Here is a 19100-nt window from a genome sequence, read left to right on the forward strand (position 1 = left end):
AGTATCTCCATTTTACAGTAAGTTTTCGTCTGAGCGAATGGTTTTATGAGTAAGCATGACATAGATCAGAATACAGAAATTGATGAGTACAATGACATCAATTAGAGCAGCCAGCCAAAAGGGAAGATGAAAAATCTGATGTAAGACTACCAAGATTATGTTACCCATGTTGAAATTACTCCAGCGAAAGCGAAATTTTCGCTCCTGCGGTGACATTTCCTCTGGCCCCAGTTGCTCCCAGCCTTTTCCCAGCAGTAAGAGAACCACAAAGATCAGCATTACTATCATAAAAATCCCTGTTAAAACCATTAAAAAGTCATTCTGAATGGATTTTGGAGATGTGGAACCCTCACTAAATAGGGTATAGATTACGACAGCAGCTCCTAGCAGTGTTACCAAACCGGTCAAGACTACAGTAGCTTTCTGCCAAAGTTTTAGGTGACCTCGTTTGATCTTTCCAGACATCATTTCCTCTCCTTGTTTTTTCTTGTTTAACAATTTAGAACCTCGCTGACTTCTGCATTACCTGGATTTTCCAGAAATTGGGTAGAGCTCCTCTAATTTCTTACAACACAGGAGGACAAAAAGTAAATCAAGGCAAGACTGGTACAAACCAGTACGTTAACACGTATACCGCTACTAAAGCTAAGACCTGAAAAGTTACTGCCTATTTGATTTTGCTTATGGCAGGACTTCTTCCTTACTCAAATAGCCTAGAATCAGGACTATAAAAAGATACCCTTCAAGAATACTCGCTGCAAGACCAAAGGATAAGGAAGATGCCAACAAATCTTGCGATGAAGGTAATTTCTCCTAATAAAGAGGACACGATAAGGGGACAGACAGCCGTGATTGCTGCGCAATTACCCATAAAATATTGTAAGCTCTGAAAATTGCGTATAAAACTAGCTTACTTGTCGTCAAAATCCAATAGCACCTTCGTACAGAACTATAAATTTCTCACTGAAAAAAAAACAGCAAATAAGAAGGAGGGCACCATCTTGGACAAGGGCAATCAAATAGCGATAAAGCAACCCAGTCCTCGTATGAAGATTTCAGTAACGACCAGTATTTCCAGACTAACCTAATAGACATGCGCGGTTTTTACATTGCCATAGTATTCTTTTCTTAAAGCTTCATTTAAATTTTGTACCATGATAACATAACAAAGGCGATTCTACAAGGTCATTTTCGTAAAAAGAAAAAATAAGTTCCTGAACATTGTGGTTCAAGAACTTGAATTTTTTTATGGTTAAAGCTCACCGTTTACAAATCAGTCAAAACCATTTCGCCATCGAAAATTGTCAGTACTGGCCCGCCTAGCGAGGTTCATGGCCAATCGTAAAGATGGCTAAGGTCTTAGGGCCAACATGGGCCGAGATAACTGGTCCCAGCGGCATCATGAGTACCTCAGAAATAGCGGAATTTTCCAGCAATCTAGCCTTGAGATCTTGGGCACTGGCTTCATCGTTAGAATAGGCGACAACAGCAGTGCTGGTTTCCACATCCTGAGTTGCCCGAACCAGCATTTCCTTTATAGCCTTCTTACGCCCCCGCAACTTTGCTAAGGGAACTAGCTTGCCCTCAGCATCCAGCCAAAGCAGGGGTTTGATATTAACTAAACTGCCAATCAGAGCAGAACTCTTAGATAGACGCCCCCCTCGCATAAGGTGATAAAGGTCATCTACTAAAAAGAAGGTTCGCAAGCGAGGCAAAACATCAATAATTTTTGCCTTGACCTCCTCAAGGCTAGCCCCTTGGTCCCGCATTTGAGCGGCGAGGATAGAAAGATAGCCTTCCCCTCCAGCAGCGGCCCTAGTATCAATAATTTCAATGACTGCTTCTGGATAGGTCTCTAGGACCAGATCTTTAGCAATCTGGCTGGACTGGTAAGTCCCTGAAAGAACCGAGGAAAAGGCTAGATAGAGAATTGGCCGCCCTTCTTGGGCATAAGTTTTAAAACTAGCTTCAAATTGACCAACATTAACCTGACTAGTCGTCGGCTGAGCACCAGCTTTCATGGCCTGCAAAAGAAACTCACTTGTCACGCGTTCAGGACCAACCGTGGGATAGGTTTTATCGTTTAAGGTAATGGTTAATCCGAGAATATCAATATCTTGGGCCTGAGCCCAGTTTTCGTCTAAATCGGCAGTCGAATCAGTAATGATTTTAAAAGTCATGCCAACCTCCGTTTTTATGATGGTTCTCTCTCCAAAGACTAGCATAACCGACTTTGAAGCATTTGTAAATGATTTTCTTTCATTAAAAAGCACCGTGCCAATAGTGTTGATTAAATGAAAGAAAATCGGCTTACTCTTCCTGCTCTCCAGTTAAAGATCGTCCAAATAAGATCGGAGTTTGGCGAGCTGTTCGTTATCTAGAGATCCTAGTCGAGGGGTATAGAGATCAATATTTTTAGACATCTTGTCCAAGTTTGACTTGACCACATTAACCCGTTCTTCAAGTTCTCGAGCAGAGACTCGCAGAGCCCCTTGAGAAAAGACCGTCCATTGTTCATTGAGGTCGCTAGTAGCTACTTCGACCCGATTGAGGGGACTGTTCAACTCAGCAGCCGTCCGCTCGATATAGGAGTCAGCTGTCTCATCTTTCTCGGTAAAGATAACTGTCAGAGCGTAGTCATCATACTTCTGGCGACTGCCAGGAACATACTGGGCGTCAAAGACACAGATAATTTCCAAACCTTCAAAACTGGCATAATGGCTGAGTTTTCGTAGCAGAATAGTTCTAGCTGCATCCAGCTGGTTGGTTTTAAAGAGACGATGGGTTTCCTGCCAAAAGGCAATCATATTGTAGCCATCAACTAAAAGAATTTTCTTTTTCACGAAAAGGCCTCCTTTTCTTAGGGAGCTAAAAAGGAGTGGGGAAAATTGAAATGGCGATTTCAATTTTCCTTGCTCTCCCATTTCAAGGCTTAGACTGCTGTCGCACTCTTGTTTTAAGATGGTAGGCTTTGTCAGTCTATCCCCGACTGACCAACTCCACTGGGGCATTTCACGCCCACTTCCGCACAGTTGATATTGGTTTTCTCAAACAGTCTCCCAAACTGTTTGCCCCATCTCTTGCTAAGCAACCACTGCGCTAAGAGTTTATTCCAAAAAAAGGAATATTGGACAAGGTTGTGCCTGACCTCTAAACGGATGGAGATCAGATTTCCATACTTTGCTTAGAGCTTATGCCGAAAAACCTCGTACATGAGGATAGCCGCAGCTACGCTGGCATTTAAACTTTGCACATGACCAGTCATAGGGATAGTAATCATTTCATCCACTTGCCTTTTGAGGTTGGGGGAAATCCCCTTGCCCTCATTGCCGATAATCAGGGCTAGCTTGCCAGCTGTATTCCACTTTTGGCTGGGCGTGCCATCCATATCAGTTCCAAAAATCCAATAGCCAGACTCTTTCAGTTTATCCAAGGTTTGACTGAGGTTGGTCACACGGGCAATGGGGACATGTTCTACCGCTCCTGTTGATGTTTTGGCAACAACTGGAGTAACGCCAACCGCCCGGTGCTTAGGGATAACAACACCAGCAACGTCAGTCGCATCGGCTGTTCGTAGGATCGAACCGAAATTATGGGGGTCCGTCAAACCATCTAAAATCAAAATCAGCGGATTTTCTTCCTGATCTGCCTTGGCTAAAATTGTCGTCAAATCACTGTAGGCAAATTCTGAAACCCGCAGGACAAAGCCTTGGTGAACAGCTCCCTGGGTCATCTCGAACAGAGCTTTCTTGGAAGTCCAAGAAATAGCAACCTTTTTCTGAGCTGCTAAGGCCTTGATTTTATCAACATTCTTGCCCCTCAGGTCGTCTTGAATATAGAGTTTATTACCTGTATTAGCTTGCAGGCTTTCGGTTACAGCATGGACACCATAGACAATGTCGTTTGTTTGTTTTTCTATCATGATTTAAACACTTTCTTCAGAACTTCCCCGACTGTTGAAACTCCAATGACTTCAATGTTTTTGGGGATATCAATCCCATGCAGGGCATTCTTGGGTGCATAGATTTTGGTAAAACCAAGCTTGGCAGCCTCATTGATGCGTTGCTCAATTCGATTGACACGGCGAATTTCTCCTGTCAAACCGATTTCACCGATGAAGGCATCCTGAGCATTAGTCGGTGCTTCCTTGTAGGAAGATGCAATAGCGACTGCCACCGCCAGATCAATAGCTGGCTCGTCCAGCTTGACCCCACCAGCTGACTTGAGGTAAGCATCTTGATTTTGCAGGAGGAGACCACAGCGTTTTTCCAAGACGGCCATAATCAGGCTGGCACGGTTGAAATCAAGTCCTGTTGTGGTTCGCTTGGCATTGCCAAAAACCGTCGGTGTGACTAGGGCTTGAACTTCAGCTAAAATCGGGCGTGTCCCTTCCATAGTGACGACAATAGCCGAACCTGTCGCCCCATCCAAGCGCTCTTCCAAGAAGAGCTGACTAGGGTTGAGGACCTCGACCAGACCACCCGTCTGCATTTCAAAAATCCCGATCTCATTGGTTGAGCCAAAGCGGTTTTTCACTGCCCGCAAAATCCGAAAGGTATGGTGGCGTTCCCCTTCAAAATAAAGAACCGTGTCTACCATGTGCTCCAGCATCCGCGGACCAGCTAAGGTCCCTTCCTTGGTCACATGACCCACGATAAAGGTGGCGATATTATTGCTCTTGGCCAGCTGCATAAGCTCAGCCGTCACCTCCCGCACCTGAGAAACGGAACCCTGAACACTGGTAATTTCAGGACTCATGACCGTCTGGATAGAGTCGATAATTAGGAAATTCGGTTTCAGACGCTCGATTTCAGAGCGGATATTTTGCATATTAGTTTCAGCGTAGATGTAAAATTCATTGTCAATATCGCCTAGGCGCTCACTGCGCAGCTTGATTTGCTCGGCCGATTCTTCCCCAGAAACATAGAGCACCGTTCCCTTATTGGCCAGCTGGGTCGAGACCTGCAGCAAGAGAGTTGACTTCCCGATACCGGGATCCCCACCGATAAGGACCAGACTGCCAGGTACAACACCGCCGCCGAGTACTCGGTTAAACTCCTCCATGTTCGTCTTGGTTCTGGCATAATCAATAGAGGAGACATCTTTTAACTTGGTTGGTTTTGTTTTTTCCCCTGTCAAAGACACTCGAGCATTCTTGACTTCCTCGGCCTCCTTTTCTTCAACGAAAGAGGACCAAGAGCCACAGTTAGGACAACGGCCCAGATACTTGGGAGAATTGTAACCACATTCCTGACAGACAAAGATTGATTTTTTCTTAGCGATAGTCCTTATCCTCCTTCTACCTACTTATCGGCCTGTACTGCCAAAACCACCTGAGCGAACTCCCTCTGCCTGATCGCCATCTGCTACCAGATAAGGGGCAAAGACAGCTTGGACAATGCGCTCACCGATCTCCAAAGTCACATGCTCTTGGGTGATGTTTTGCATTTGGGCAAAAATATGCCCCTCATTATTGGGATTGCCGTAGTAGTCACCATCGATAACCCCAACCGAGTTAATGAGGACCAACCCTTTCTTTCGAGGATTGGAAGAACGGTCGTAGAGATAGAGAACCTCTCCTGGCTGCATATAAGCCTTGACCCCTGTCGGCACGAGAACAATTTCCCCCGGTTCAATTTTGGTGGTTTCTGCCACCTTCAAATCATAACCAGCTGCATGAGCTGTCTCACGCTTGGGTAAGAGATCTTGATTGCTGTAAGAGCTGACCAGCTCAAAACCACGAATTTTTGCCATTATTAACCTCGCATCAGTTTTTACTGTTTTCTATTATACACTAAGATATTCGTCATTAAAAAGGAAAAAACCAGCCTAGTCTATGAATTTCTCAAGAAAATCTTCGAGCAAGCTGGATTAATTGTCGTTGAGTTGATTGGACTAAGACCTTGTGAAAACTAGACCCTCGATTTTGCGGTCTAAAGACAGACTGCCAAAGCCTGCCGCCTTAAAATGGGAGAGCAAGGAAAATTGAAATTGCCATTTCACAACGATTTACCGGTTTTTATGCCTAATCTTCAGGGATGACATTAATTTGTAGATAAAGGCAAAACCATCATGGCTGTCTGTTCCACTCCCCCTAGCAAGTCATTTGAATTATTTTAACTTGCTTTGTCCGTGGTATCTTCATTTTATGTTATAATGAAAGCGATACTATGATATGGAGACCTATTATGACAAAACAAAAAGTTGCTGTCTTGGGACCGGGCTCTTGGGGGACTGCCCTCGCTCAGGTACTTAATGACAACGGGCATGAGGTCCGTATTTGGGGAAATATCCCCGAACAGATTGATGAAATCAATGATCAGCATACTAACACCTTGTATTTCAAGGATGTTGTGCTGGATGGTAAGATTAAAGCGTACAAGGACTTAGGACAAACTTTGGATGGAATTGATGCTATTCTTTTTGTAGTGCCAACCAAGGTAACACGTCTAGTGGCTAAGCAGGTGGCTGATATTCTCGACCACAAGGTTATCATTATGCACGCTTCCAAAGGCTTAGAGCCTGGTACCCATGAACGCCTATCAACCATTCTGGAAGAAGAGATTCCTGCTGATTTACGCAGTGAAATCGTGGTTGTTTCTGGTCCAAGTCATGCCGAAGAAACCATTGTCCGTGATATCACCCTGATTACAGCCGCTTCTAAAGATTTGGAAGCTGCCAAATATGTTCAGGCTATCTTCAGTAACCATTACTTCCGCCTCTATACTAATCAAGATGTCATTGGAGTAGAAACAGCTGGAGCTTTGAAAAACATCATTGCCGTTGGAGCTGGTGCTCTTCACGGTATGGGGTATGGTGACAATGCCAAGGCAGCTATTATCACTCGTGGCTTGGCTGAAATCACCCGTCTGGGCGTTAAGATGGGAGCCAATCCTCTGACCTATAGCGGTCTGTCTGGGGTCGGTGATTTGATTGTTACGGGGACTTCTGTCCATTCTCGCAACTGGCGGGCTGGTGATGCCCTAGGACGCGGTGAAAAATTAGAAGATGTTGAGCGCAACATGGGGATGGTGATTGAAGGCATTTCAACGACAAAGGTGGCCTATGAATTAGCGCAGCAACTCGGTGTCTATATGCCGATCACCACAGCTATTTATAAGGCCATCTATGAAGGTGCTGATATTAAGGAATCCATCTTTAATATGATGTCTAATGAACTGCGTTCAGAAAATGAATGGCAGGAAGATAAAAAGTAAACTAAAAGAATAAATGAGAAGGAAATGAAAGACAGTATGACTAAAGTAAGAAAAGCCGTCATTCCAGCTGCTGGGTTAGGAACTCGTTTCCTGCCAGCAACCAAGGCCTTAGCTAAGGAAATGTTACCGATTGTAGACAAACCGACTATCCAATTTATTGTTGAAGAAGCCCTCAAATCAGGGATTGAAGACATCTTGGTGGTAACTGGTAAAGCCAAACGCTCCATCGAAGACCACTTTGACTCTAACTTTGAATTAGAATACAACTTGGAGCAGAAGGGCAAAACTGACCTACTTAAATTGGTTAATGATACAACAGCTATTAACCTCCACTTTATCCGCCAGAGCCACCCACGCGGTCTTGGGGATGCTGTCCTGCAAGCCAAAGCTTTCGTTGGAAACGAGCCCTTTGTCGTCATGTTGGGGGACGACTTGATGGATATTACTGATGACAAGGCTATTCCTTTGACTCAGCAACTCATCAATGATTACAAGGAAACTCATGCCTCCACCATCGCCGTTATGCCTGTCCCTCACGAAGATGTTTCTGCCTACGGGGTCATTGCTCCCCAAGGTGAAGGGCGCAAGGGACTGTACTCCGTTGAAACTTTTGTCGAGAAGCCAGAGCCTGAAGATGCCCCAAGTGATTTAGCTATCATCGGGCGCTACCTCCTGACACCAGAAATTTTTGAAATCTTGGAAACCCAAGCACCGGGAGCAGGTAACGAAGTTCAATTGACCGATGCTATTGATACCCTCAATAAGACCCAACGCGTCTTTGCACGTGAATTTACCGGTAAACGCTATGATGTCGGCGATAAGTTCGGCTTTATGAAAACCTCTATTGATTATGCTTTACAACATCCACAGGTTAAGGATGATCTCAAAGATTACATCATTCAACTGGGTAAAGAACTGTCTGGGAAGCAAGCAAAGTGAAAAACTATAGTAAATCCCTATCCTTTAGGAATAAAGCCTAGAGGGCTTTTTTACGCTCTTTTTAAATTGTAATTTTATAATATTATATTCATATTTATGTTAATTTTTAAAATTTTTATTATTTTATTAAAAAATAACTTATATAATAGTTTTGTAAATACTATTATTTCATATAGGAGAGGATTCTATGAAAAAAATCACTTACATATTAGTAGCCTTATTAGCCATTGTTGCTTTTAGCGCTTGTAGCGATGATTCAACTTCAACCAATCATCCGGCTAAGTATTCTACAACTTCAAAAAGCTCTTCTGAAAGGGCAGACTCTTCTTCATCAACTCAGGAAGGCTCCTCTAGTGTGCAGTCAGAGCCATCACAGACAGTGCCTCAAATATCAGATGAAGAACAGCCAAGTCAAGAACAAGACCGGATAGTTTATGTGGCTCGTGACGGGACGGCTGATGTTTACTGGTACTCAATGGATAATATGCCCGCAAATACGAATAAAAGTCGAGTTGTTCAAATGAAAGAAAGCGACGCTATTGCAGCGGGAAAACGGCATACGACGAAAGAATACTAACCCTCTTCAAAAACAGCTCCACTTTAACAATGGGGCTGTTTTTTAGTATATGACGGTATTTTCTCTTTGTTAAGGGATTGGGATTCCCTATTTCAAAGAAATTCAAAATAGATAAGGTACCAAAGTGCAGGCAAGACTTTGTCCGATAGTGTACAACGTACCATTTGGGTTTCCAAAGGGGGAACCGCAAATTATAATTTGGCAAGGTAGGACAAAAGGTCAGTGTAATCAACCCTTGCGAAATCGCTGACATCAAATTCAAATAGTTGACCTAATTGAAAATGATTGTAATCTCTCTTCTTGAGGATATCCCAAAATTCGTTTTTTGTAATATGATTATCTGCTAATTCACGCTGGAGTAGCTGATCGCCGTAGTGATAATGTGTCATAATATGGCTCAGATGCCTACTGATTTCGCGATCTCTGTGATAGCGTCTTTGCCACAGAACCTCAAAATCAGCCACCAAGCGAACGGTAATGATTTCGTATGAATAACGGCTCGCTAAAGCTAGCAAAGCAGGCTTTTGTTTATCGGAAAAAGGATACTCACTGACAACAATCTTTTTACCAACCATCATATAAGCCTCCAAGGCTTGATAATAAGATTTCCAGACAATGATTTCCAAAGCTGCCTTTTCTTCTAAACTGTTAAATCCTTTACTGTCAGCAATTGCCTCTTTTAGTTCATCAGGTGTTATTTTATATAAGGTTGGCTGAATTTTTTCAATTAAACCGACTAAATAAGATTTTCCTGTCGCCGGCGGACCAGCTATTAAAAGTAAGGTTTCTTTCATTGACTCCTCCTATTTTAGAGGACTGTCACTATTCATAAAGAGGCTTAGTTTGTGTTTGACAATTTCTTTGACCTTATCATTGCATGGAATAATATTGTAACGCAGGGATTTATTAACCTCAGTTGCTCCAAATGTTTCCTTAGCAACCGCTGTCCAGCCGACCAGTAGCTCAGTCCCGACATTAAATTTTCTAATGCCATTATTAATTAATTCTGGATAATCCTCTTCTTTAACACCAGTCCCTCCATGTATAACGAGCGGAACATCAACAAGACTATGAATTTCTTTTAGCAGAGGTATCTTGACATTGGTTTTAGATTTGAATTGGCCATGGTTAGTCCCAATGCCGACTGCTAAGGCATCAACCCCAGTTTCTGCTAAAAATCGAACAGCATCATTAGGTCTCGTATATTCCTTATCATCCTCAGAAACCGAAATGCCTTCTTCTGTTCCCCCAATAGTGCCCAGTTCCCCTTCTACCGAAACGCCTCTAGCATGAGCATAATCAACGACTGCCTTGGTTTTTGCAATATTTTCTTTAAAGGGCAGGTTTGAGCCGTCGAACATGACACTCGAATAGCCGGCTGCAATAGCAGCTCTAATCGCGTCAAAATCTCTGGCGTGATCCAAGTGAAGGGCGACATCAACCAAATCATTATTAGCTAACTGCTTACATACGGCTACAATAACGTCATAGCCAATGTATTGAGCCGTGGCTACACTGGTTTGAATCACAATTGGGAGACCAACTTCTTGGGCGCCTCTGATCATGCTGGGGAGCATTTCTAAATTGTGCATATTAAAGGCTCCGACAGTCATATTTAATTTATCTGCAGCATCTGTAATTTCTTTTAAGGTTTTATACATCTCTAATCCTCCTTGGCCGTTAAGGTCACTTTTTTAGCGATATTTCGCATATCATCCATTTTTCCCATATAGTACGCTATCAATTCATCATCCTGAGAGCGGGCCGCTTCTTTTCTTTTTTGATTGTACAGCGACATCAGCTTTTTATAACCGTCCCCATAGATAATTTAATGGACAGGCTCTTTTCAAGATTTTTAATCGCATCCTCTTCTTGAGAAACTTGGGCATAGAGCAAGCCTAACTTTTCAAAGTATTGGGCATCTTCTAGGTGCTCTTCTTTTACCTGCAGCAAGTTTTCAAGTTCCTGCTTAAATTTTTTAAGCTCTTCCTCACTGTATTTTGGAGGAGCTGTTTGGCTTTCCGAGCTGGGTTTGGTTGTTTTCTTTAAAAATTTGAACATGGCTATCCTCCTTCCTTAAATTGATAGGTTAGCTAAAACATTTTGAAAATGGGACTTAGTATCCAGTAGTAGAGGAGCGCTGCAGTCACCGTATCAACATCAGTAGCTGTTGCATTGACAAAGCCCAATGAACTAAAGGCTGTGACCAATAAAGCTGGTAAAAGCGTGATGAAAAAGCCATGAGCAATTCCTCCAATAATCGCTCCTCTGCGTCCGCCTACAGCATTTCCAAATATCCCAGCGGTACCGCCAGCGAAGAAATTGGTCAGCATTCCTGGAAGAATCATGGCTAATCCAAATACTGGTAGGACAAACATGGCCACGATAGTACCAATGGTGGTTGTAATAAAGCCTAGGATAACAGCGTTAGGAGAATAGGGGAAGAAGACGGGGCAATCCAAGGCGGGAATAGCATCTGGAACCAGCTTCATCGCAATACCGCGGAAGGCAGGAACAATTTCTCCGAGTAAGAGTCGAACACCCGCCAGCAAGACATAGATCCCAACAACAAACTGAATGGACTGCAAGAAAGCATACATCAAATAGTTTTGGCTACCCGTATTAACGGCTCCTGATCCTGCAAAGGCTGCTGTAATGAGGTACAGTGGAACCATAACAACCATTACAGATAGGTACGTATCTTGCAAAAATTCAAAGGACTTGGGCATTTCAATGTCTTCAATAGACCTCTTTTTGTCTCCGCGTTCTCCAAATATTTTTGCGACACCGGCTTCAAATAAATAACCAATAGTGCAAAAATGTCCCAGAGCTATATCATTATTACCAGTGACTTTACGAATAATCGGCTGAGCTAGAGCAGGCATGGCGACTGTAAAAATTCCACCAACAATACCGCCAATTACAATCAGTAAGAGACCTCGTAAGCCAGCAAAATAACCAAATACCGTGGTCATGGTAGCCATCCAGAGTAAGGCCTGACCAGTTAAAAAGATATAGTTCCATTTTGTAAAACGGGCAATTAAAATATTAACAATAAAGATAGCTAGAAAGGTTAAGGCAATCTCTCTACCCAAGCCCAAATCATTCATGGCTTGACCATTAATGGCTTCGATTGAAGGAACAATGCCGTGGGTATGAAAACCCTTTTGAAAAATCTTGCCAAAGTAGGTCAAACTAGCCACAATGATGTTAGAACCCGCACTCAAGACTTGAAAACCGAGCAGCGTTTTTAGCGTCCCTGAAATAATTTGACCTATGGATTTTTTCTGCAGGATCAGCCCAAGCATAGCAATTAAAGCAATCGTAATTGAGGCTTGGGTCAAAATATTATTGATAATAAAATTAATGATTCCCATAGTATTACCTCCCTTATGGTAGTGACCTAAATGAAGTTACGTTCTCGCAAAACCGGCAGTAATTTTTCTTCTATCTCCTGACTGGAAACAATATTCTTCAAAAAAACTAAGGCTGTTTTTTCTGGGTCAATTGAAAACTGAGCAAATTGTTTTTCAAAGTTCTGAGCAGTAATGATAACATCAGGGCCAACCGAGGCGGCTGTCGAAATATCAACGTGATCTAATTTAGCATCTATACCATATTTATTGAGGACATCCTCTGCAGCCATTTGAGCAGCAAAGCTAGAACCTAATCCTGCTCCACAGACAAACAAGATATTTAATTTTTTAGCCATATTATTTTTCCTCCTCCGAATCATCTGTAAACAAAATTTTTTTAACCATTTGAATATTTGAGGCGTCAGCTAATTTTTTTATATTGTCCTCCTTTCTAATCAGGCTGACTAAACTTTTCATAATATTTAAATGCGAATAGGAATCCACCGCAGATAGGCAGAAAATAACTTTCACAGGGTCGTTGAATTCATGACCAAAGCTGACAGGTTTCTGGAAAATAGCCAGACTTAACCCCAGCTGATTTGCACCGTCTTCCGGACGAGCATGTGCTAAAGCCAGATGGGGACCGATCACAATATAAGGACCGTACTTTTTAACATCCTCTATCATGGCTTGAACATAGTCTTCGGTGATATTCTTTTTCCTCAATAATGGCTTGGCGACCTGCTGAATGGCCTCCTGCCATGTAAAATCTCCCTTTTCAAACAAGATATTATCATCAGATAGCACATCTTGAATCATAGGCTGTACCTCCTTTTGGTTGATTGTTAGCCCATTTTTTCGAAATAGGTTTTCCAAATCGTTATAAAAATTTTTAGTCAACTTTCCGAACTGGGATTCTATCGTTTTGAGTAGAATTTGAAACATTTCTGTATAGTCGCTTTTTCGAGTAATCAACCTCTGATGCTGTCGATTCGCTTCTAGAAAATTGTGGACCATCAGCTTCGTTTCCTCATTGAAAATAGTATCCATAATCATGATGGGCTTAGCTTTATAGTTAAGCTTCACTGTTGAAAAAACTAGATCAACATCAAATTTTTCGACTAAGTCAATTTCGCGGCTGCTTAAAACTGCTAGAACTTCTATATTGAAGTACTCTTTCAGGTTTTCTGCCAGCAAACGACCTGTTGCTATCCCATAGTTACAAATCACAATGGCACGGTACCAATACTGGTTATTTTGGTTGATTTCGCTCAAGGCTGTCGAAAAATGAATCGTCAAAAAGGCAATTTCATCATCGGTAATAATTCCGCCGAGTTTGTCCTGTTCTCCTCTTAAAAATTTTTCAAGACCAGAATATACCTGACCATAGGCTTGCTTGATTTTATCTTTAAGGGGATTGACCAATTGGAGGCCGTTTTTAATGCGGTCAACCATGCCAATCATGTGGCCGTATAAGGCTTCTTGTAGCTGGGCTTCCTTTTTATTAAAGGGGATTCCCGTTTCTTCCTCCACAAACTGAATAAGCTGCATGATTAATAGCTGAAGATCCAACCAATTGGAGGGATGATAGGCTTCTTCTTTATTCAGGCTATTCAGCAAAAAATAAATATACCGCTCTTCTTCTGTGCTCGATTCGATCTTAAACTCACGCAAAACCTGACTGATATAAGCTGAAATGCGATCATTTTTCTCTCTGCGACGCTCGCTTTCATTGGAAGGCGAAATGTAATGACCACGACTGAGACGATTAAGCCAAATATAGGTCAAAAGGTTAAAGTTTATCCGATAAGGACTTACTTCTACTTGCGAAATGCAATTACTATATATAGTATCTAAATGATGCAGCCGTTCTTTATCAACATACTTATAAACAAGCTCTTTTTTCCCTTGCTCCTCAGCTACTAAAACTGAACTCACCATTGAAAAAAGCATGGTCCTGATAAATTGTTCTTTGGCTTGAAACTTTAGACCTTGCTTAGGTAGGCTAACAACTTCTACTTGGTAATAGGCTAAACTTTTTCTGACCTGCCGAATATCTTCATCAATAGAAGATTTTGACACCTGATAACATTCCTCCTTTTTCTTTAAAAAGACGGGCTCTTTTCCAAAGGCTATATCCAAAATTAAATCTAGTACTCTCTCTTCTCGACTAAGATACTTGAAGCCTGAATGCTGGCCAATAAAGGTTATTAGCCGTTCTCTATCGAGCTGAGATAGATTTAACTCTAGTCCCTTGGAGCGGATGGCATCTACTAAAGGTAGCTGGCACTGTCGCAATAGCTCGTTTATGGCACTTATTTCATTCCGAATGGTTCTTTCACTGACCTTAAATTCTGTCGAAAGGTACCTTACGGTTAGCGGAATTTCAGAGTCTAACAAGCGATCCAAGATGGCATGCGTTCTGTCCTTCATACGATTCTTTCTCCCATCTGTTTCAATTATAAAGCGTTTTCATGGTATTAAAAAGTAGATGTTTTTTCCAAAATAAATGGCAAAAAACTCCACCTCCTAATTGATGAAGATTAACTGAACATAAAAGAAAATCAGGCTTGAATGTCAAGCCTGATTGACTGTATTATTTTTAATCACTAAATAGCTGGATGATTGAGCCCGATCTCAGCTGAACCTTGTCTGGAGCAGAAACATGCAAGGTGCCAGGTAGGCTACCTTCTTTATCACCATCGAAGGAAATGGTGATATGCCCTAGGTTGACGAGATTCTTCTCAACAACCTCACCAACAGAGGTAATGGGAAAGGTTTCTCCATCAACAACTAGGCGGCCGCCAACTTTTATTGAACCAGTTAAATTCTTATTATCAATCATGAAGCAGTATTCTGCTAAATCCTGAGGAGCTCCTTCTCCAAAGAGAATCATCATATCAGCCCCATCAATCATCCCTTGAGCTTCTGGACCAACTTCAAGTACTTTTGTTTCAAATATCTTCACCATGCGGACCTCTTTTCTAACTTATTTTCTCATTGATACAGACCAATGCTGGCCAGCCAAGCGACGATAACACGGGGAACACCGCTTAAGAAACGAGAATACAGGACAGATGGTACCCCGACTTCAACCGTTTCAGCGTTAGCTTCAGATAAACCGAGGGCTACTGGAATAAAGTCACAGCCATTTTGAGTATTGATAGCAAATAGGGCTGGCAAGGCCATTTGAGGAGGAATATGGCCCTTACCAATTTCAACACCAATCAGGGTACCGATAATTTGGGAGATTACGGCCCCTGGCCCTAGAAGGGGAGAGAGGAATGGCAGGGAGCAAATAAATCCAATTAGAATTAGCCCCCAGATATTTCCAGCTAGAGGTATCATCAGCTTAGCAATCCAGTTCCCGATTCCTGAACCATTGATAATACCAATCAAGAGGGACACAAAAGCCATGAAAGGGAGAATGGTATTCAACATAGTTTGGATCGCTTCACGCGCAGCCTGATTAAAGACAGCTACAACCTTACCAGCTCCCATACCAATTCGGGCCACAAGGCTTGTCTCAGCCCGTTGCTCTGTAATTTTTTTACTGGTATCATAAGTACTTGTTGACGAGCTTTCAGGACTAGCAGCGACAGGCTGGCTAGCTTCTCCAACTTCATCGGTAGCAGTGATTTGATTGAGACCTACGGCTGAAACATAGATATCTTCTGTAATGTATTGGGCCAGCGGACCGCTTTTACCAGTGGCCACAATATTGATGGTTGGAATGCCCTTCTTTGGATAAATACCGCAGCGGAGAGTTCCGCCACAGTCAACAATAGCAAGGGCGATTTCTTCATCTGGAATAGAAGTCTTAAAACCATTGACAGCTTCCATTCCGGTTAATTCAACGATTTTATCCACAATGTCTGGCTTTTCTCCGCCACCTGTAATATAGATAAATTTATGCTTTTCATCCGTTGGGGTAATGATCAGAGGGCCACCAAAACCACCATTCCCCTTGACGACTTGTATACTTCTGTAACTCATAAGAAACCTCTTTCTCGCTCACATCAACTGTTCAATGACTTGCTCAAGCTAACACCTTGTTGCTTACAAACCCAAGCGGTTGTAAAGTCCGTAATCCAGCCAGCAAGGAAATTCATAATAATCCCTACCAGCATATAGCGGATTGCCAAATCCATCTGGCTTAATCCCAAAGTTTTGATTCCCGAAGCAATCCCTAACCAAACAAAGAGTTCACCTGGATTGATATGAGGGAACACACCGTTCGAGGTATGACAGAATTGCATTTGTGAGGCAACATAGCTAGGCTTGTAGTATTCCGGCATGAAGCGTCCCATACTAATTGCCATAGGATTCCCCAGCATGAAAGCTGAGATGAAGGGTAGGATCATGTAACGACTGATCGGGTTACTGGCAGAAATCGCAGCCAGCTTATTAACCCTCTCCTCACCTAGGAGAGCAATCAAGGCATTCATGGCGACCAGAAGCATGAGGACAACCGGAACAATACTTGTCATCCAAGACATGAAGGTTTCACCGCCTGACTGGAAGAGCTTCATAAAGCCCTCAGCAAATTTCGTAACGTAATTCATAAGAAACTCCTTATATGATCTTTTAGTCTTATCAGTAATGATTTTTAAAACTTAGTTGCATTTACTGTGTATGATTTTTCAAGCGGGCCAAGAAGAGCTTAGCACGCAAGCCGAGATCTGAAAACGGACTCGATTGTGGAGCATCGCGATAAACACCAGCCTCTGTTTTTAAAAAGATATCCCGAGCATCTTCAATGGCTGCCTGCAGCAATTTATTCTCTTGGCGAACCAAAGGATTATAGTGATCAAAGTAATGAATGTCCTGACCAAGATAAGCTGGCATGGGTTTAAATTTAGCTGCGATTGTGACCCCTTGCATTTTTTGTGCCTCTAGGACCGTCCCCTGTTTATCAATAGCAAACATGACAATGGTTCCAGCCTTAATCCGCCCCGAATTACGGCCAATCGCAACACGGCCTTTTTGCCGTAAGCGGGCATAAACTTGGTTGAAATGTTTGAGCTGTCGCAGGCCTAAGATTACTTGCACAAGGTAGGCAAGTACTACAAAGGCCGCAAAAGTATAGATATAATTCATTAGAATACTCCTTTGCTTTTAGCTAAATCGAGAAAATCTTCCTGAGTCTCAACCAACTTCAACTCATCCTTGATGGACTGGTCACTGGCAATGCGGAAAATATCATCATAGAGATCTAAGAGCTCTGCCTCGGTTCGTTCATCCACCTGCTCAGAAATAGCTACCATGAAGATGAAATCGACCGAATAATTATCACTCTTGTAGGTCTCCTCTAGTACACCTAACATTAAAATTGTTTGCCTACTCGCGTGATTAATAGCATGGGGAAATGCAATATCATTACTAAAAATGGTTGACTGCCTTTGCTCACGGCTCAAAATGCGCCTTTTAAAGTCACTATCGACCAATCCCTCATCAGCAAGTAACTGACACATCGTTTCTAGATAGTGCAGATAGGACTTGCTGGGAGCCAGTCTGACAAATCTCAGCTGGACTGTCTCCAAACGACTTTTATGGTAAGCGTTAATCTTCTGCCATTCCTCCCGCAACCATTGGTCATCAAAGAGGTTGCTGATTTTAATAACGGGAGATTTTAACTGTTCCAGTTTTAAAGGAATGGTTGTAAAGATAGCAAAATAATTATCGTCATTTTGCGGATTAAAGTTTTCCTCAGAGAATTGAGTAATCTCGACATTATTTCCTAGAACATGTGTGAGTTGGTGACTAATCATCGCTGCTGTTCCCCGTCCAGTTGTACAAACAACCGCAATTTGGGGACGGGGAGCCGTTGATTCTAAATCCCGTTCATTTAACACTAATTCGAAGTACAGGGCAAGATAGCTGATTTCTGAGGGAGCAATCGGATACTTAAAATAAGTCTGCAACTTTTCAACAGCTACTCGTGACATTTCATAGGCAAAGGGGTATTTTAAACGAATCTCACCATGGAAAATATCATTAGCCTGAGCATGAAAAATCAAGCGATTAATCATGAATTTAAAATGTGTTTGTAAGTTTTGGAAGAGCTTGTTTTGATCAAAATCAATATCAAGTGTCTCTTTTACATGGTCAACCATGGCCTGATAAATGAGCTTTAAATTACTAGATAAAGAAGATTGATAATCCAGTCCGTCAATAAACTGAATATTGAGCGGATAACTGAGGAAGTCCTGCTCGTATTGACTTAAGGAAATTTGATAAATTAATTCCACATGGTAAATTAACTTCGCCATAATCTCGGATTCTCTCAGCTCATTAGTGAAGTAAGGAATCTCATCGGGTAAGAATCGTTGACGACTGATACGCGAAACTGTGATGGCTAAAACCTTTTTGAGCAAGTCCTCAGTGTTTTTAGGGAGAAAATAGTCTTCTCGGAGTTGATCTAGGAATAATTGGGTCTCATCTTTTAGGTGACTGGATTCAAAATAGGTATAAACATTATCAATGTAAAAGAGTCTGAGGCTGAGCTCTTTTCCTTCCGCTTCTAGGCCTCGATTAGGGGTTCCTGTGATGGTGACCTGATAATCGCTAGCCAGCCGCTTAACCTTCTTTAAATCCTTATTAATGGTTGAGCGGCTGACCCCCATATCCTCAGCCAAATCATCAATGAGAAGGGGCTGAGCTGTTTGCAAAAGGCGCTTAATTAAATAGGACACCCTCTTGCTGGAGGAATTGAAATCTGTCTCTTTTCTCAATTGCCCCAATAAAATATCTTCTAAACGAGCATAGTCAAGCACATTTAGATAAAGAGTATTAGCTTCTTGTCTAATTTGAATATCTCGATCTAAGATATCGTTTAGTTGCTCAATGCTGCTTTGAAGCGTTTGAGGACTGACTCCGAGTATCTCCAGCATGTCATCTACCGAAACATGATGTTGAGCAACTAGGACATCTAAGATTCGATACCAGCGATTAACTACTGCCACTTTTCCTAATCCTTCTAATTTAATTGAACACGGGCTGCGGATTGTG

The 19100-nt window shown here is 42.2% G+C and carries 19 protein-coding genes and 1 pseudogene; 3 read left to right on the plus strand and 17 right to left on the minus strand.

The genetic code is table 11. The features are described from left to right. Positions 1 to 12 precede the first annotated feature (12 nt). The 6 genes from STRCR_RS00870 to STRCR_RS00895 form a co-directional block, all read right to left on the minus strand. Positions 13 to 468 carry a hypothetical protein gene (locus tag STRCR_RS00870; RefSeq protein WP_157769173.1) on the minus strand — a complete coding sequence of 152 codons (456 nt, stop codon included), beginning with the start codon at positions 466 to 468 and terminating at the stop codon, positions 13 to 15. An 851-nt stretch (positions 469 to 1319) separates the two neighbouring features. Then, positions 1320 to 2180, minus strand: coding sequence for a DegV family protein (locus STRCR_RS00875; RefSeq protein WP_004229784.1), 861 nt, complete (start codon positions 2178 to 2180; stop codon positions 1320 to 1322). Between the two features lie 150 nt (positions 2181 to 2330). Further along, positions 2331 to 2843: an NYN domain-containing protein gene (locus tag STRCR_RS00880; RefSeq protein ID WP_004226936.1), complete on the minus strand. Its 513-nt coding sequence runs from the start codon at positions 2841 to 2843 to the stop codon at positions 2331 to 2333. Positions 2844 to 3184: 341 nt separating this feature from the next. Beyond that, positions 3185 to 3922 carry a 23S rRNA (guanosine(2251)-2'-O)-methyltransferase RlmB gene (gene rlmB, locus STRCR_RS00885; RefSeq protein WP_004228523.1) on the minus strand — a complete coding sequence of 246 codons (738 nt, stop codon included), beginning with the start codon at positions 3920 to 3922 and terminating at the stop codon, positions 3185 to 3187. Next, positions 3919 to 5283, minus strand: a complete 1365-nt coding sequence (gene radA, locus STRCR_RS00890; RefSeq protein WP_050897007.1) for a DNA repair protein RadA — start codon at positions 5281 to 5283, stop codon at positions 3919 to 3921. The genes rlmB and radA overlap by 4 nt, the downstream gene beginning before the upstream one ends. 24 nt (positions 5284 to 5307) lie before the next feature. Then, positions 5308 to 5754 carry a dUTP diphosphatase gene (locus STRCR_RS00895; RefSeq protein WP_004226255.1) on the minus strand — a complete coding sequence of 149 codons (447 nt, stop codon included), beginning with the start codon at positions 5752 to 5754 and terminating at the stop codon, positions 5308 to 5310. Between the two features lie 434 nt (positions 5755 to 6188). Between STRCR_RS00895 and STRCR_RS00900 the strand changes: the two genes are divergently transcribed. The 3 genes from STRCR_RS00900 (at position 6189) to STRCR_RS00910 (ending at position 8733) form a co-directional block, all read left to right on the plus strand. Next, positions 6189 to 7217 carry an NAD(P)H-dependent glycerol-3-phosphate dehydrogenase gene (locus STRCR_RS00900; protein WP_004226263.1) on the plus strand — a complete coding sequence of 343 codons (1029 nt, stop codon included), beginning with the start codon at positions 6189 to 6191 and terminating at the stop codon, positions 7215 to 7217. 36 nt (positions 7218 to 7253) lie between these two features. Further along, the gene (gene galU, locus STRCR_RS00905) at positions 7254 to 8156 is read left to right on the plus strand and encodes a UTP--glucose-1-phosphate uridylyltransferase GalU (protein ID WP_040804741.1); all 903 of its coding nucleotides are present in this window, start codon (positions 7254 to 7256) and stop codon (positions 8154 to 8156) included. A 187-nt stretch (positions 8157 to 8343) separates the two neighbouring features. Further along, positions 8344 to 8733 (plus strand): hypothetical protein, encoded by a 390-nt coding sequence (locus STRCR_RS00910; protein WP_004226530.1) that lies wholly within the window; start codon positions 8344 to 8346, stop codon positions 8731 to 8733. A gap of 191 nt (positions 8734 to 8924) precedes the next feature. Here STRCR_RS00910 and STRCR_RS00915 read toward each other — a convergent pair whose 3' ends face one another. The 11 genes and pseudogenes from STRCR_RS00915 to STRCR_RS00965 all read right to left on the minus strand — a co-directional run bounded on the left by STRCR_RS00915 (position 8925) and on the right by STRCR_RS00965 (position 19054). After that, positions 8925 to 9527 carry a P-loop nucleotide/nucleoside kinase family protein gene (locus tag STRCR_RS00915; RefSeq protein WP_004225497.1) on the minus strand — a complete coding sequence of 201 codons (603 nt, stop codon included), beginning with the start codon at positions 9525 to 9527 and terminating at the stop codon, positions 8925 to 8927. Positions 9528 to 9536: 9 nt separating this feature from the next. Then, on the minus strand, positions 9537 to 10394 hold the full coding sequence (locus STRCR_RS00920) for a class II fructose-bisphosphate aldolase (protein WP_004227647.1): 858 nt from the start codon (positions 10392 to 10394) through the stop codon (positions 9537 to 9539). Positions 10395 to 10396: 2 nt separating this feature from the next. Further along, positions 10397 to 10794 (minus strand): annotated as a pseudogene (locus tag STRCR_RS00925) (tetratricopeptide repeat protein). Positions 10795 to 10826: 32 nt separating this feature from the next. Further along, positions 10827 to 12110 (minus strand): PTS sugar transporter subunit IIC, encoded by a 1284-nt coding sequence (locus STRCR_RS00930; protein WP_004226970.1) that lies wholly within the window; start codon positions 12108 to 12110, stop codon positions 10827 to 10829. Positions 12111 to 12136: 26 nt separating this feature from the next. Next, entirely contained in the window at positions 12137 to 12445 is a 309-nt protein-coding gene (locus STRCR_RS00935; protein WP_004225481.1) for a PTS sugar transporter subunit IIB, read from the minus strand. Position 12446: 1 nt separating this feature from the next. Then, positions 12447 to 14522, minus strand: coding sequence for a BglG family transcription antiterminator (locus STRCR_RS00940; RefSeq protein WP_004229197.1), 2076 nt, complete (start codon positions 14520 to 14522; stop codon positions 12447 to 12449). 169 nt (positions 14523 to 14691) lie between these two features. Continuing rightward, positions 14692 to 15060, minus strand: a complete 369-nt coding sequence (locus tag STRCR_RS00945) for a PTS glucitol/sorbitol transporter subunit IIA (RefSeq protein ID WP_004226475.1) — start codon at positions 15058 to 15060, stop codon at positions 14692 to 14694. 26 nt (positions 15061 to 15086) lie between these two features. Then, positions 15087 to 16085 (minus strand): PTS glucitol/sorbitol transporter subunit IIB, encoded by a 999-nt coding sequence (gene srlE, locus STRCR_RS00950; protein ID WP_004226316.1) that lies wholly within the window; start codon positions 16083 to 16085, stop codon positions 15087 to 15089. Positions 16086 to 16108: 23 nt separating this feature from the next. Next, positions 16109 to 16654, minus strand: coding sequence for a PTS glucitol/sorbitol transporter subunit IIC (gene srlA / locus STRCR_RS00955; RefSeq protein WP_004229962.1), 546 nt, complete (start codon positions 16652 to 16654; stop codon positions 16109 to 16111). Positions 16655 to 16715: 61 nt separating this feature from the next. After that, positions 16716 to 17189, minus strand: coding sequence for a transcriptional regulator GutM (locus tag STRCR_RS00960; RefSeq protein ID WP_004228593.1), 474 nt, complete (start codon positions 17187 to 17189; stop codon positions 16716 to 16718). Beyond that, positions 17189 to 19054, minus strand: a complete 1866-nt coding sequence (locus STRCR_RS00965; protein ID WP_004229056.1) for a BglG family transcription antiterminator — start codon at positions 19052 to 19054, stop codon at positions 17189 to 17191. The genes STRCR_RS00960 and STRCR_RS00965 overlap by 1 nt, the downstream gene beginning before the upstream one ends. Positions 19055 to 19100: the final 46 nt, after the last annotated feature.

The organism is Streptococcus criceti HS-6 (genome assembly GCF_000187975.2).
Lineage (GTDB): Bacteria > Bacillota > Bacilli > Lactobacillales > Streptococcaceae > Streptococcus > Streptococcus criceti.